The organism is Sneathiella sp. (genome assembly GCF_041689005.1).
Lineage (GTDB): Bacteria > Pseudomonadota > Alphaproteobacteria > Sneathiellales > Sneathiellaceae > Sneathiella.
Genome location: NZ_JBDNHC010000014.1, coordinates 1 through 13,560, shown reverse-complemented (window position 1 = coordinate 13,560; position 13,560 = coordinate 1). Strand labels below are relative to the sequence as shown.

Below are 13,560 nucleotides of genomic sequence, written 5' to 3'. Positions count from 1 at the left end.
ACTTTATCCCCCAAACGCCAGCTTCAATACAGCCAGCGCAGCGGTCAATCCAACGACCGCACATATAAAACTGTTAAGCAGCAACAGAATAATTTTCGTTTTTTCGGCATGAATATAATCTTCAATAACAACCTGCAGACCGAGCTTCAAATGAAAAAAGGTCGCGCCGATCAGGAGCAGGAGCACCCCGGACATGACAGGCAAGCTGATGATATAGCGCACATGCTGGTAATCGCTGCCAACGAGACCGATACCGTAGACTAACGCGACAACGAACAGCGGGATCATAGCGAGAGCGGTCACCCGCTGATACCACCAATGTCCTGTTCCGTCCTTCGCCGAACCAAGGCCGCGAACCTTTTTAAGCGGTGCTCTCATTCCCATGTTCAACCCCCCATTCCATACGCGACAATCCAGGTCAGGAGTGTCAGGACGACAGACGCAATGATCACCGTCATGCCGGTTTTCCTCATTGTCGGCAGTTCAAACCCCTTGCCGGCATCCCAGAACAAATGCCTGATGCCGTTACAAAGATGATAGAACAGCGACCATGTAAAGCCGAACAGTACCAGTTGCCCGAACCAGGAAGAAATAAAACCGCTGACGGTCGCATAGGCTTCCGGTCCGCTGGCAATGGCAACCAACCACCAGGTAAGCAATAACGTACCAACACCGAGAGCGACGCCCGTCGCACGATGCGTAAATGAGGTAACCATCGTGATCTGCGGCTTATATATCTGCAGATGCGGCGACAGCGGTCGTTCAATATCCGCCATTGGGAAGTCTTTCTCGCTGAATAAATTTCATATTTATTGTTCTTTTTTCGTTGGGGAGTTTAATCCTCCCCAATATCAAGTCAACAGACCTTTGTCCCTTTTATACCTCGATTGTTTTTTTTGGCAAGATAGCCCAATAATCAAAATCAAGAATAACAGCCGAATTCCGCTTTCCGTCAGGTAATTTGTCGGGAAACGCCTCACAGGGCATGTCTTTTGTCGCCAGCGTGCGAACCCGTAGCGCGCCAGCATCCTGATGGTTCGGAATTTCAGCTTTTTCCAGAATTACACTCCAGGCATAGATAGTATGCCCGGCAAATGTTGGTGCGGTATGTGATCCACCGTTTATCGCCGCGATCAACTGGGCATTCCCAAGGCCATTGAAGGTAAGCGCCCGCGCAAGACTGATAATATGCCCGCCATAGATTAGCCGCCGCCCAAAACGGTCTTCCTGCATCTGGTGCTGGTTAAAATGTACCTTAGCTGTATTCTGATATAGCCGGGTCGCCATCATATGCTCGGCTTCCTCTATCGTCATGCCGTCCACATGATCAATTTTTTCACCGATTTCATAATCTTCAAAATAATGCGGTGATCCGGCAAGGGTTGTATTGTAACCCGAGAAATCGAGCCCGTGCGGAAGCATAAAGCGGGCAGGATCAACCCGTTCCGGCAATACGGGAACTACCGTTTCAGGTGCCGGCGCCATGATGTCCTTTTTATGGACCATAACCCAGCGAACGTATTCCAGAACAACCGCCCCCATTTGGTTTGTTCCGGTGGAGCGAACATACACAACGCCCGTCTTGCCGTTGGAGTTTTCCTTGAGCCCGATTATCTCGGAAGTTGCCTGAACCGTATCTCCCGGGAATACCGATGTTTCAAACCTTACATCGGCATAGCCGAGATTGGCGACGGCATTCAGCGAGATATCAGGCACCGTCTTGCCGAAAATGATATGGAAAACCAGAAGATTATCGATGGGCGCAGCTTCAAGCCCACAGTTGAGGGCGAAACTGTCCGCCGATTGCAGCGCAAACCGGCTGCCATACAGGGCCGTATAAAGCGAAACATCTCCTTCGGTGATGGTGCGGGGCGTGGCATGATCCAAAATTTGGCCGATTTTGAAATCTTCAAAATAATTGCCCGGATTGGTTTTTGTGGCTACCATGAACCTGTCCTTTATTCCGATGCCGCGGCAATGGCCTCGGCCATCGCGACTTTTGATTTCGCAATCTCCACATGCAGATTTTCAATCAATTTGCCATCAACTAGGACAACAGCTTTTCCTTGGCTTTCTGCCTCCTTGAATGCCACGATTACCTTGCGGGCATGAGTGACCTCTTCTTCTGACGGCGCAAAAACCTCATTCGCGGAGGCAAGTTGCTTGGGATGGATCAGTGTCTTGCCGTCGAAGCCAAGCTCCAGTCCTTGCAGGCAGGAAGAGTGAAACCCCTCGTCATCGGCAAGATCAAGATATACCCCATCCAGAACCGTCAGGCCATAGGCGCGGCCCGCCAGTAGGCATAGTCCGAGCGACGTCAGGACGGGCAAACGAAGCGCGGTATGCTGTGCCTGCAGGTCTTTTACCAGATCAGAAGTTCCCATCACGAAACAATCGACCCGCGGACTTGCACCGGCAATCTCCTCCGCCTTCAGGATTCCGAGCGGCGTTTCCATCATGCACCAGATTTTCGTCTGCTTCGGGACGCCCGCTGCGACCATGATCTTCTCCATCTCATGGACCTGCGCCGCGCTTTCAACCTTGGGCAGCAGGATTGCATCGGGCGCCGCTTTGGAGGCCGCGATGATATCCTCGCGCCCCCAGAGCGTGTCCAAGCCGTTGACACGGATTATGATCTCGCGGTTTCCATAGCCTTTCGAGGCGGCATTGGCACAGACAATTTCGCGGGCCTCAGCCTTAACGTCTGGCGCCACGGCGTCTTCAAGATCGAGGATCAAGCCATCGGCGGCCAGTGATTTTGCCTTTTCTTGGGCGCGGGCATTGGACCCCGGCATATAGAGGACCGACCGGCGAGGGCGACGTGTTTTATCCATTTATTTCCCCTGGCGCATCCTGCGCCTGCTTCATTATTCATTATTGGTGAAAATATCTGGCTATATCATAGTCGGTTTTTATTGCGATGCAACAAATCGACTAAAAATTTACCTCAAAATAAAAAAAGCCAGCGAGGATGATCCTGCTGGCTTTTCTAAATCGCGCATGCGGGTTTAAGCTGCTTTTTTTAGGTATTCCCGGGCGACAAGTTCGGCAATCTGTACAGTGTTAAGCGCCGCCCCTTTACGTAGGTTATCTGACACACACCACAGGTTTATCCCATTTTCGATCGTTGAATCATCGCGGATACGCGAGATAAAGGTCGCATAGTCACCAACGCATTCAACCGGGGTGACGTACCCGTTTTCTTCCGGGTTATCAACAACCATGATCCCAGGAGATTCACGCAAAATTTCCCGTGCCCGGTCTGCATCCATCTCATTTTCAAATTCGATATTGATACTTTCCGCATGACCGACAAATGTCGGTACCCGCACGCAGGTGGCGGTCAGCTTGATTTTCCGATCGATTATTTTCTTGGTCTCGACCGACATTTTCCACTCTTCCTTCGTATAACGGTCTTCCATGAAGACATCGATATGCGGGATCACGTTAAAGGCGATCTGCTTGGGAAATTTCGAGGGCGTCGGCGTATCATTCACGTAAATACCCTTGGTCTGGGTGAACAACTCGTCCATCGCTTCATTTCCGGCACCGGAAGTCGACTGGTAGGTGGAGACGACAACTCGCTTGATCACTGCCGCGTCATGCAGCGGCTTTAGCGCGAGCACAAGCTGCGCCGTCGAGCAGTTGAGATTGGCGATGATATTTTTCCGTGTATAGCCAGCTGCGGCCTCGGGATTGACTTCCGGCACAATCAGCGGCACATCCGGATCCATGCGGTAATGGGATGAATTATCAATGACAATACAGCCTTGCGCCGCGGCAATTGGAGCATATTTGGCAGAAACAGTGGCGCCAGCAGAAAACAACGCGAAATCCACGCCCGTGAAGTTAAAGCCATCCAAGGCCTTGACCTTCAGGTTTTTATTGCCAAAGGAAACCTCCCGCCCCACCGACCGCTTTGAGGCAAGGGCGATAACTTCCGTGACAGGAAACTGTCTTTCATGAAGAATGTTAAGCATTTCACGGCCCACATTTCCAGTGGCACCGACAACGACAACTCTATATCCCATGGTCTCATCTCTTTGTTATCCCGAAGCGTCAGCCCGGGCGTTAAATCAGTTGTTCAATCAGCCTGCTTATCCGTTGGCGACGTCCAGTTCGCGAAGAATGGCATCCCCCATCGCCGTCGTCGATACCTGCGTCATGCCCGCAGACATGATATCGCCAGTGCGAATGCCACTTGCAAGTACTTTTTTTACAGCGTTCTCAACAAGGTCCGCTTCTCCATCCATATCAAAGCTGTAGCGCAATGCCATAGCATAAGACAGGATGGTCGCAATTGGATTGGCAACATTCTGGCCGGCAATATCCGGGGCAGACCCATGAACGGGCTCATACAGAGCCTTGCGGCGACCGGTTTCATCCACATCCCCGAGGGAGGCAGAGGGCAACATGCCAAGCGAACCCGTCAACATTGCGGCACAGTCTGAGAGTATGTCACCGAACAGGTTATCTGTGACGATGACGTCAAACTGTTTCGGGGCGCGCACCAATTGCATACAGGCAGCGTCCGCGTACATATGGCTGAGTTCCACTTCCGGGAACTCCGTCTCATGGATTTTTGTTACTTCCTCACGCCAAAGCACGCCTGATTCCATAACATTAGCCTTTTCGCTGGAACACACACGGTTATTGCGCTTTTTTGCCAGTTCAAAGGCGACGCGCGCGACCCGGTGAATTTCCGGCGTCGTGTAAACCTGCGTGTTGACTCCGCGGCGAATGCCATTTCCAAGATCCTCAATCCCGCGTGGCTCTCCGAAGTAAATACCGCCTGTTAGTTCGCGCACGATCATGATATCGAGATTGCTCACCAGTTCCGGTTTCAGGCTTGACGCATCAACCAGCGCATCGAAGCAGACCGCCGGGCGCAGGTTCGCATAAAGTTCGAGGTCCTTGCGCAAACGCAAAAGACCGCGTTCCGGCTTCATGGAAAAATCAAGATTATCCCACTTCGGTCCTCCGACGGCACCGAGCAGGACCGCATCAACATTCTGCGCCTTTTCAACAACTTCATCAGTGATCGGTGTGCCATGTTTATCAATTGACGATCCGCCAACGAGATCTTCGTCAAGATCGAAAGTGACCGCGCGGTTTTTTTCCATCCAGCTGACGATACGACGCACTTCCCCCATGGCTTCGGGGCCAATGCCGTCACCGGGCAGAATCAACAGGGATTTATTTGATGCCATAATAATTTACTCTCACAAAACGGGGCTAACAGACAGCCAGGGCTGATCCAGCTTGCGGGCCTCTTCATAATCGGTGACCTTGTTTTGCTTTTTCAGGGTCAGGCCAATCTCATCGAGGCCACTCAGCAGGCATTGCTTGTTAAACGGGTCGATCTTGAAATGAATGACACCGCCATCAGGCCCCCGGATTTCCTGGGCCTCCAGATCGACCGAAATTGTGGCGTTCGCCCCGCGCTCAGCATCTTCCGTCAATTTCTCAAGTTCCTCGGGAGAAACAGAAATCGGCAGAATGCCGTTGCGAAAGCAGTTATTATGGAAGATATCGGCAAAGCTTGTCGATATCACGCAGCGAATGCCAAAGTCCTTTAGTGCCCAGGGCGCATGCTCGCGGCTGGAACCACAGCCAAAGTTGTCTCCGGCCACCAATATTTCTGCGTTTCGGTAGGCGGGCTTGTTGAGGACAAAATCCTCAACCTCGTTGCCATCATTGTCGTAGCGCATTTCAGCAAACAGGTGCTTGCCAAGTCCAGCGCGCTGGATTGTCTTCAGGTATTGCTTGGGAATTATCATGTCGGTGTCGATATTGACAAGCGGCATGGGCGCGGCAACAGCCGTGAGTTTATTGAATTTATCCATTGTTATTTCTCCTCACACCAGGTCCCGTACGTCGGTCAGGTGGCCTGTAATCGCCGCCGCTGCTGCCATCGCCGGGCTCACCAGATGTGTGCGGCCGCCGCGACCCTGACGGCCTTCGAAATTCCGGTTGGACGTTGAGGCGCAGCGATCGCCATCGCTGAGCTTGTCCGCGTTCATGGCCAGACACATGGAGCAGCCCGGCTGCCGCCATTCAAAACCGGCCGCCTCGAAAATCTTATCGAGGCCTTCTTCTTCAGCCTGGATCTTAACAAGACCCGAGCCCGGAACAATAATCGCGTTCACGCTGTCCTTGACGTGCTTGCCCTCGACAACTTTCGCAACAGCCCGCAAATCCTCAATCCGGCCGTTGGTGCAAGAGCCGATAAAGACATGATCAACGGCTATGTCCGACAGTTTCATGCCCTCCGACAGGCCCATATATTTAAGCGATCGGGTGACGGCGCCGCGTTTTCCTTCATCGGCAAAATCAGAAAGCGCCGGGATATAGCCAGTGATCGGCAGAGCGTCTTCCGGACTTGTCCCCCATGTGACATAGGGGACCAGATCCGCCGCATCGAGAACGACTTCCTTGTCAAAATGTGCGCCGTCGTCGGATTTCAGGGTTTTCCAGTAAGCAACGGCTTGTTCATAGGCCCCGGCCTTCGGGGCGTAAGGGCGTCCCTTGACATACTCAAACGTGGTCTCATCAGGTGCCACCAGACCGGCGCGGGCGCCCGCCTCGATCGTCATGTTGCAAAGGGTCATCCGCCCTTCCATGGAAAGGCTGCGAACAGCATCGCCGGCATACTCAATGACATGTCCAGTTCCGCCGGCAGTCCCGATCTTGCCGATAATCGCCAGCGCCAGATCCTTGGCAGTTACGCCGGGCGGCAGGTCTCCGTTGACCAGGACACGCATGTTCTTGGCTTTTTCCTGGATCAGCGTCTGGGTCGCGAGAACATGCTCCACTTCCGATGTGCCGATGCCATGGGCCAGCGCTCCGAACGCCCCGTGAGTGGAGGTATGGGAATCGCCGCAGACAATCGTCGTGCCGGGAAGCGTCAATCCCTGCTCAGGACCGATAATATGGACAATGCCGCGCCGGTCATCGGTCATTGAGAAATAGGGAACACCAAATTCTGCGGTATTGGCTTCCAATGTCTCAACCTGGAGCCTGCTTTCAGGGTCCGTGATCCCTTTTTCAATATCCTTGGTCGGGACGTTGTGATCGGCGACGGCAAAAGTGGCTTCTGGCCGCCGAACCTTGCGGCCCGCCATCCGCAGGCCCTCAAAGGCTTGCGGGCTGGTGACCTCATGAACAAGATGACGGTCAATATAGAGGATATAAGCCCCATCTTCGTACTCATCCACAATATGGCTATCCCATATTTTGTCATACAAGGTTTTAGAGGTGCCCATCACATATCCTCATTTCTAGTTCATTATTTAAATTACCAAATATTTGCCAGGACGACGCGCTGTTAGCTCGCCGCCTTGTTGTAACGATCATCGCGACGCTCGCGGATACGAGCCTTCTTGCCACGCAGTTCGCGAAGATAGTAAAGTTTCGCGCGCCGGACAACACCCTGGCGAACAACTTCAATCTTGTCTATCCGCGGGGAATAGAGCGGGAAGATACGTTCCACACCTTCGCCGTAGGAAATTTTCCGAACCGTAAAGTTGGCATTGATACTGCCCCCGTTACGGGCAATACAAATTCCCTCGAAGGCCTGGAGACGTTCGCGCGTTCCCTCAACCACCTTCACATGAACGCGCAGGGTATCACCTGCCCGAAATTCGGGAACCGGACGTTCCGCGACCAGTTTATCAATCTGTTCTTGCTCTAGCTTTTGAACTGTATTCATGGCTTTCACCCTTATGTCAAAAATTACTCTTACGACGATCCCACAGGTCTCGCCGACGTTCCTTTGTCAACTCTTCGGACTGACGCAACCGCCATTCCCGTATCTTTTCATGATGCCCCGAAAGCAGAACTTCCGGAACGGTCCGGCCTTCCCAGACCGGGGGGCGGGTGAAATGAGGATATTCCAACAACCCGCCTTCAAAACTTTCCTCATCCAGCGATTCCCGATTTCCGGTCACCCCTGGAAGCAGCCGAACCACCGCATCCAACAATGCCAGCGCCGCAATCTCGCCCCCTGACAGGACAAAATCACCGAGACTGACCTCTTCCATATTGCGAGCCTCCAGAACCCGCTGGTCAATTCCTTCAAACCGGCCACAAACCAAAATCGCGCCGGGTTCCGCGGCCAGTTCCCGAACAAAGGCCTGATCCATGACCCGGCCCCTCGGGCTGAAATAAATAACCCGATCTACTTCCCCTGCCGTGGCAATCACACCATCCACAGCGGGGCCCAGAACATCCGGCCGCATCACCATTCCAGCCCCGCCGCCGAACGGACTGTCATCAACATTGCGATGCTTGCCGACGGCATAATCACGAATATCAGTGACCTTCAGATCCCAGGCACCCTCCTGCAAGCCCTTGCCTGCCAGACTTTCGCCGAGCGGTCCCGGAAACATTTCCGGATAGAGGCTGAGGATATGGGCAGTCCAGGTCATCTTTCCGTCTGTCCTTCTCTCACAACTCTGTCTCAGGCGCCCGTCACAGCGCGGCTTAGTCTCTTATCTCCTCCGGAGCCTCCGGGACATCAAAGAAGTCCTCGCCCAGCTCGACCGTCACCGTTCCGCGATCCAGATCCACTTCCGGCACCATTTCCTGAGTGAAAGGCACCAGAACTGCCGCCTTCTCACTCTTGCCGTCGGGCAGGATTTCAAGCATATCGCCTGCCCCGAAATCATGTGCCCGCAGTATCTTGCCAAATCGCGTCCCATCGGCGAAGACAACTTGCAGACCGATCAGGTCCGCATGATAGAACTCATCCTCGCCACTCGTCTCCGGGAACATCTCCCGCGACACATAAAGCTCCGTGCCCTTGAGGGCCTCGGCTTGAGTGCGGTCTGATATACCCTTAATTCGCACGACCGGCAAACCTTTGCTGAGGCCAACAACCTTCATGTCGTAAGTTATCGTGCCCGTCGCGTTCTTCAAGGGACCGTAAGCCGTAATATCTTCTGGGTTTTCAGTAAAGCTTTTGATCTTCACCTCCCCCCGGATACCCTTGGCCCCGGCAATAACGCCCAGAAGCAAGTAACCTTCGTGCGGCATCAGATAAGCCTAACCTTCAGCCTTCTCTTCAGTCTCGGCAGTTTCTGCTGCAACTTCTTCTGCGGGCGCTTCTTCTGCAGGTGCTTCAGCAGGCGCTTCCTCAACCGGGGCTTCTTCTGCCGGAGCTGCGGCAGCTTCAGCTGCTGCTTCCTCTGCGGCCTTTTTCGCTTCAGTCTGTTCGCGCAGGCGCTCCTGAGCCTTGGCTTTCGGCTTTGCCTTTTCAGGGTTATTGCGGACAATTTTTTCACCAAATCCCGCAGCCGCAATCAGGCTCGCGACCCGATCAGTTGCCTTGGCGCCTTTGCTGATCCAGTATTGGATGCGGTCGGCGTCCAAAATAACCCGCTGGTCGCTATCCTTCGGCAACATCGGATTATAAAGTCCAAGACGCTCGATGTAACGTCCGTCGCGCGGGCTGCTGGCTTCAGCAACGACGACGCGATAAAACGGGCGCTTCTTTGCGCCCTGACGGGTGAGGCGAATTTTCAATGCCATATTACGTTCTTTCCTTAAACAAGCTTAATTTCGATTAAAATTTCATTCCCGGCGGAAGGAGACCCTGCATGCCTCCGCGTGCAATACCCTTCTTACCGAGCTTCTTCACTTTTTTCATCATGCCCGCCATTTGCTTATGCTGTTTGAGCAAACGATTGACATCCTGAACACTCATACCGGATCCCGCGGCAATTCTCTTCTTGCGAGAAGCCGCGATAATTTGCGGATTTCGACGCTCTTTCGGCGTCATTGACTGGATCATGGCTTCCTGACGCACCAACAGCTTGTCGTCAAGATTGGCCGAATCAAGCTGCTTCTTCATTTTGCCAACACCGGGAAGCATACCCATCAGCCCGCTCATGCCACCCATTTTCCGCATTTGGCGTAACTGGCCGGCAAGATCATCGAGATCGAAAATACCCTTCTGCATCCGAAGGGCGAGCTTTTCGGCCTCATCCTTCTCGATCGTCTCCGCCGCCTTTTCCACCAGCGAGACAATATCGCCCATGCCGAGAATACGGTTGGCGATCCGATCCGGATGAAAGACTTCCAACGCATCCAGTTTTTCGCCTGTGCCAAGCAATTTGATCGGGCAGCCGGTGACTTCGCGCATGGACAGCGCAGCACCACCACGTCCGTCCCCATCGATACGGGTCATGACGATGCCGGTTACATTCACGCGGGCCTTGAACTGCTCAGCGACATTCACGGCGTCCTGACCCGTCAGGCTGTCCACCACCAGCAGGGTTTCGGTCGGATGGGAATTACGATGGACTGCGTCCATCTCGGCCATCAGCTCTTCATCAACATGTAAACGGCCCGCAGTATCAAGCAGAACCACATCAATCCCTTGCAGCCGGGCGGACTGAAGGGCACGATTCGCAATCTCGACCGGCATTTGACCGGCGACCACAGGCAAGGTCGTAATACCGGTCTGTTCGCCGAGAATTTTAAGCTGTTCCTGCGCGGCAGGACGGCGTACGTCGAGAGAGGCCATCATGACCTTTTTCCCCTGGCGTTCCGTCAGCCATTTAGCAATTTTTGCGGTCGAGGTGGTCTTACCGGAGCCTTGCAGACCGACCATCATATAAACGATCGGCGGGACAGCGACGAGGTTTAGTTCCTGCTGCTCGGAACCCAGCATCTCAATAAGCTGGTCATGGACCACCTTGATCACCATCTGTGCCGGATTGACCGACTTCAGGACTTCCGTCCCGACCGCCCGGGTCTTGACGCGCTTTATAAAGCTTTTGACGACAGGCAACGCCACATCCGCCTCAAGGAGGGCGATACGCACTTCGCGCATGGCCTCCGAGACATCTGCCTCAGTAAGGGCGCCGCGCTTGGTCAGTCGTCCAAGTACATCGCCCAGCCTGCCTGTCAAATTTTCGAACATATGGTCTGCAACCCGTTCAAAACAAATTCAAATTCGCATCCCAGACAACCAGTTCAAACAACGCAAAAAACGCCAGGGCGCGAAACTCGCGGGCTGGCGGATGCCGATAACGGCACTTCATATGTTGCGACTCGTTGTCTTGAGTGGCCGGAATTAGCCATAGGCAGGACAGGAAGTCAAGTATAACCGACCATTCGCCGCCATAAATATACTGGACCGAAAGCCCACAAACGCCTATATCGCGAGGTATGGAACGGATACCCTTCATAAAGATGCACGGGCTTGGCAATGATTTCGTAGTAATTGACGGACGGGAACAGCTGCCAACCCTCTCTGCCTCTGCTTTGCGCGCGATCGCCGACCGGCATCGCGGCGTTGGCTATGACCAGTTGATTGTCATGGAACCAACGCAAGGGGAGGCCGAAATTTTTATGCGTATCTACAACGCTGACGGGTCGGAAGCCGAAGCCTGTGGTAACGCCACTCGCTGTGTCGCTCAATTACTCATGCGGGAAACGGGGAAAGAGGCGGTTGTCATAGAAACCCGCGCCGGAATGCTCACCGGAAATGAGATTGGTGGCGGCGACATCGTCATTGACATGGGGAAGCCAAAGCTGGACTGGCAACAGATCCCTCTGGCTATGCCCGCGGATACGGCAAATATCAATCTCACAATCGGTCCACTTCGAAATCCTGTGGGGGTCAATATGGGTAATCCCCATGCCGTGTTTTTTGTCGCCGATGCAGAGGCAATTGATCTTGAAAAATGGGGCCCGATCGCGGAGACCGATCCGCTATTTCCCGAGAAGGCCAATATCAGCGTCGCCAGCGAGATGGCGAACGGCGATATTCGCCTGCGCGTCTGGGAGCGCGGGGTCGGGATCACGCTTGCCTGTGGATCCGCGGCCTGTGCGACCATGGTCGCCGCCAACATCCGCGGGCTTGCCGGGAAATCGGCACGGTTGCATTTGAATGGCGGCCATCTTGATATGAGGATCGGGGAAAATGGCCACATCTTCATGAGCGGCGCCGTTGCCACGTCTTACAACGGCGAGCTTAATCCGGCTCTGCTTGAAGGAGCCGCCTGATGGGAGAGATCAAGCCGCTAGCCGCCCCGGAGTTGATTACGTTCGGCTGTCGCCTCAATACGTACGAATCGGAAGTCATGCGCGGCCACGCCATGGCCGCAGGCATGACCAACGTTGTTATCATTAATACCTGCACGGTCACCAATGAGGCCGAGCGGCAGGCTCGCCAGGCCGTGCGCAAGGCCCGCCGTGAGCATCCCGATGCCAAAATCATTGTCACGGGATGCGCCGCCCAGACCAACCCTGGGCAATTTTCAAAAATGCCGGAAGTCGATCAGATTCTCGGTAATATGGAAAAACTTGAACCGCAGTCCTTCGGTCTTGAACAGAGTGAACGTGTCCAGGTGAACGATATTATGTCGGCGACGGAAACCGCCGGCCATCTGATCGAGGGGTTTGACGGTCGGGCGCGCGCCTTCCTGCAGATCCAGAATGGCTGCAACCACCGCTGTACCTTCTGCATCATTCCCTATGGCCGCGGCAACAGCCGGTCAGTCCCGCTCGGCGCCATTGTCGAACAGGCAATTTCACTCACCCGGAACGGCTATCGCGAATTTGTCCTGACTGGTGTCGATATCACAGCATATGGCGAGGATTTGCCGGGCACACCGACTTTGGGCCAGATGTGCCGCCGTCTGCTTGCCCTCGTTCCCGGTATTGAACGTCTGCGCCTGTCCTCGCTCGATCCCGTCGAGATCGACGCTGATCTTTGGCAGCTGATCGAGACCGAACCACGCCTGATGCCGCATTTGCATATCAGCCTGCAAGCCGGGGATGACATGATATTGAAACGGATGAAACGCCGCCATCTTCGGAGCGATGTCTATGACTTTGTCGCGAAAGCGCGGGGGCTTCGCCCCGATGTGGTGTTTGGGGCTGATATCATCGCCGGTTTTCCCACTGAAACTGATGATATGGCAATGAATAGCCTGAAGTTAGTGGAAGAATGCGATATTGCCTATATGCACGTCTTCCCCTATTCGGCGCGCCCCGGTACCCCCGCCGCCCGGATGCCGCAGATCGCAGGAGATATCCGCAAAACCCGCGCTGCTAATTTACGAGCCGCCGGAGACAAAAATCTCGCCCGCTTTCTTGAAACGCTTGTCGGCACGGAACAATCCATACTGGTCGAAAACGAGAAAACGGGCCGCACGCTACATTATGCACCGGTCGAGTTTAGCTTCATGGCGACAGGTGGTGACATCATTAACGTCAATATTTACAGTACGGACGGTAAAAAACTGTTCGCCCAACCCGTGGTCTAAGTAATCTGCATGAGTGATACCAAAGAGAAAAGAGGCTGGTTCCGGCGCCTGAGCGAGGGACTGAAACGCTCTTCCAACGCTCTTTCCAGCGGCATTACGGACATCTTCACCAAGCGAAAGCTTGACGACGAGATGGTTGAAGAGCTGGAAGACCTGTTGATCAGTGCCGATCTCGGTGTCCCAACCGCCGCCCGCATTACGGCAAATATCGCCAAGACACGGTATGACAAGGAAATTTCTCCCGACGAAATTCGCGCTGCGCTCGCGAGTGAGATCGCCG

16 protein-coding genes are annotated in these 13,560 nt (G+C 54.0%); 3 read left to right on the top strand and 13 right to left on the bottom strand.

Going from position 1 to position 13,560, the window contains the following annotated elements:
- Positions 1-3: 3 nt before the first annotated feature.
- From sdhD to ffh, 13 genes are all read right to left on the bottom strand, one after another.
- Positions 4-384, bottom strand: coding sequence for a succinate dehydrogenase, hydrophobic membrane anchor protein (gene sdhD, locus ACESNI_RS01450; protein WP_373084277.1), 381 nt, complete (start codon positions 382-384; stop codon positions 4-6).
- Between the two features lie 2 nt (positions 385-386).
- Positions 387-776, bottom strand: a complete 390-nt coding sequence (sdhC, locus tag ACESNI_RS01445) for a succinate dehydrogenase, cytochrome b556 subunit (protein WP_373084275.1) — start codon at positions 774-776, stop codon at positions 387-389.
- 100 nt (positions 777-876) lie between these two features.
- Positions 877-1,947, bottom strand: coding sequence for a MaoC family dehydratase (locus tag ACESNI_RS01440; RefSeq protein ID WP_373084273.1), 1,071 nt, complete (start codon positions 1,945-1,947; stop codon positions 877-879).
- 11 nt (positions 1,948-1,958) lie between these two features.
- Positions 1,959-2,834: a CoA ester lyase gene (locus tag ACESNI_RS01435; RefSeq protein WP_373084271.1), complete on the bottom strand. Its 876-nt coding sequence runs from the start codon at positions 2,832-2,834 to the stop codon at positions 1,959-1,961.
- Positions 2,835-3,008: 174 nt separating this feature from the next.
- Positions 3,009-4,031: an aspartate-semialdehyde dehydrogenase gene (locus ACESNI_RS01430; RefSeq protein WP_373084269.1), complete on the bottom strand. Its 1,023-nt coding sequence runs from the start codon at positions 4,029-4,031 to the stop codon at positions 3,009-3,011.
- A 66-nt stretch (positions 4,032-4,097) separates the two neighbouring features.
- On the bottom strand, positions 4,098-5,210 hold the full coding sequence (leuB, locus tag ACESNI_RS01425) for a 3-isopropylmalate dehydrogenase (RefSeq protein ID WP_373084267.1): 1,113 nt from the start codon (positions 5,208-5,210) through the stop codon (positions 4,098-4,100).
- Positions 5,211-5,222: 12 nt separating this feature from the next.
- Positions 5,223-5,846: a 3-isopropylmalate dehydratase small subunit gene (leuD, locus tag ACESNI_RS01420; RefSeq protein WP_373084264.1), complete on the bottom strand. Its 624-nt coding sequence runs from the start codon at positions 5,844-5,846 to the stop codon at positions 5,223-5,225.
- Between the two features lie 12 nt (positions 5,847-5,858).
- The gene (leuC, locus tag ACESNI_RS01415; RefSeq protein WP_373084262.1) at positions 5,859-7,265 is read right to left on the bottom strand and encodes a 3-isopropylmalate dehydratase large subunit; all 1,407 of its coding nucleotides are present in this window, start codon (positions 7,263-7,265) and stop codon (positions 5,859-5,861) included.
- Positions 7,266-7,327: 62 nt separating this feature from the next.
- Positions 7,328-7,711 (bottom strand): 50S ribosomal protein L19, encoded by a 384-nt coding sequence (rplS, locus tag ACESNI_RS01410; RefSeq protein ID WP_373084260.1) that lies wholly within the window; start codon positions 7,709-7,711, stop codon positions 7,328-7,330.
- 16 nt (positions 7,712-7,727) lie between these two features.
- Positions 7,728-8,429 (bottom strand): tRNA (guanosine(37)-N1)-methyltransferase TrmD, encoded by a 702-nt coding sequence (trmD, locus tag ACESNI_RS01405; RefSeq protein WP_373084258.1) that lies wholly within the window; start codon positions 8,427-8,429, stop codon positions 7,728-7,730.
- A gap of 55 nt (positions 8,430-8,484) precedes the next feature.
- Positions 8,485-9,036: a ribosome maturation factor RimM gene (gene rimM / locus ACESNI_RS01400; RefSeq protein WP_373084256.1), complete on the bottom strand. Its 552-nt coding sequence runs from the start codon at positions 9,034-9,036 to the stop codon at positions 8,485-8,487.
- Positions 9,037-9,045: 9 nt separating this feature from the next.
- Positions 9,046-9,531, bottom strand: a complete 486-nt coding sequence (gene rpsP / locus ACESNI_RS01395) for a 30S ribosomal protein S16 (protein ID WP_373084254.1) — start codon at positions 9,529-9,531, stop codon at positions 9,046-9,048.
- A 34-nt stretch (positions 9,532-9,565) separates the two neighbouring features.
- On the bottom strand, positions 9,566-10,927 hold the full coding sequence (ffh, locus tag ACESNI_RS01390; RefSeq protein ID WP_373084252.1) for a signal recognition particle protein: 1,362 nt from the start codon (positions 10,925-10,927) through the stop codon (positions 9,566-9,568).
- Positions 10,928-11,175: 248 nt separating this feature from the next.
- Between ffh and dapF the strand changes: the two genes are divergently transcribed.
- From dapF to ACESNI_RS01375, 3 genes are all read left to right on the top strand, one after another.
- Entirely contained in the window at positions 11,176-12,015 is an 840-nt protein-coding gene (dapF, locus tag ACESNI_RS01385; protein ID WP_373084250.1) for a diaminopimelate epimerase, read from the top strand.
- Complete coding sequence (mtaB, locus tag ACESNI_RS01380) at positions 12,015-13,280, top strand: tRNA (N(6)-L-threonylcarbamoyladenosine(37)-C(2))-methylthiotransferase MtaB (RefSeq protein ID WP_373084248.1); 1,266 nt, start codon at positions 12,015-12,017, stop codon at positions 13,278-13,280. Before dapF ends, mtaB begins: the two co-directional genes overlap by 1 nt.
- Positions 13,281-13,289: 9 nt before the next feature.
- Positions 13,290-13,560: signal recognition particle receptor subunit alpha (locus ACESNI_RS01375; RefSeq protein ID WP_373084246.1), on the top strand; the 271-nt coding region annotated here is incomplete at its 3' end.

Coding starts and splice junctions, on each gene's coding strand:
- rpsP (WP_373084254.1), bottom strand. CDS start 9,531: ATGGCATTGAAAATTCGCCTCACCCGTCAGGGCGCAAAGAAGCGCCCG.
- sdhD (WP_373084277.1), bottom strand. CDS start 384: ATGGGAATGAGAGCACCGCTTAAAAAGGTTCGCGGCCTTGGTTCGGCG.
- mtaB (WP_373084248.1), top strand. CDS start 12,015: ATGGGAGAGATCAAGCCGCTAGCCGCCCCGGAGTTGATTACGTTCGGC.
- leuD (WP_373084264.1), bottom strand. CDS start 5,846: ATGGATAAATTCAATAAACTCACGGCTGTTGCCGCGCCCATGCCGCTT.
- rplS (WP_373084260.1), bottom strand. CDS start 7,711: ATGAATACAGTTCAAAAGCTAGAGCAAGAACAGATTGATAAACTGGTC.
- leuB (WP_373084267.1), bottom strand. CDS start 5,210: ATGGCATCAAATAAATCCCTGTTGATTCTGCCCGGTGACGGCATTGGC.
- ACESNI_RS01430 (WP_373084269.1), bottom strand. CDS start 4,031: ATGGGATATAGAGTTGTCGTTGTCGGTGCCACTGGAAATGTGGGCCGT.
- sdhC (WP_373084275.1), bottom strand. CDS start 776: ATGGCGGATATTGAACGACCGCTGTCGCCGCATCTGCAGATATATAAG.
- trmD (WP_373084258.1), bottom strand. CDS start 8,429: ATGACCTGGACTGCCCATATCCTCAGCCTCTATCCGGAAATGTTTCCG.
- leuC (WP_373084262.1), bottom strand. CDS start 7,265: ATGGGCACCTCTAAAACCTTGTATGACAAAATATGGGATAGCCATATT.
- rimM (WP_373084256.1), bottom strand. CDS start 9,036: ATGCCGCACGAAGGTTACTTGCTTCTGGGCGTTATTGCCGGGGCCAAG.
- ACESNI_RS01435 (WP_373084271.1), bottom strand. CDS start 2,834: ATGGATAAAACACGTCGCCCTCGCCGGTCGGTCCTCTATATGCCGGGG.
- ffh (WP_373084252.1), bottom strand. CDS start 10,927: ATGTTCGAAAATTTGACAGGCAGGCTGGGCGATGTACTTGGACGACTG.
- ACESNI_RS01440 (WP_373084273.1), bottom strand. CDS start 1,947: ATGGTAGCCACAAAAACCAATCCGGGCAATTATTTTGAAGATTTCAAA.
- dapF (WP_373084250.1), top strand. CDS start 11,176: ATGGAACGGATACCCTTCATAAAGATGCACGGGCTTGGCAATGATTTC.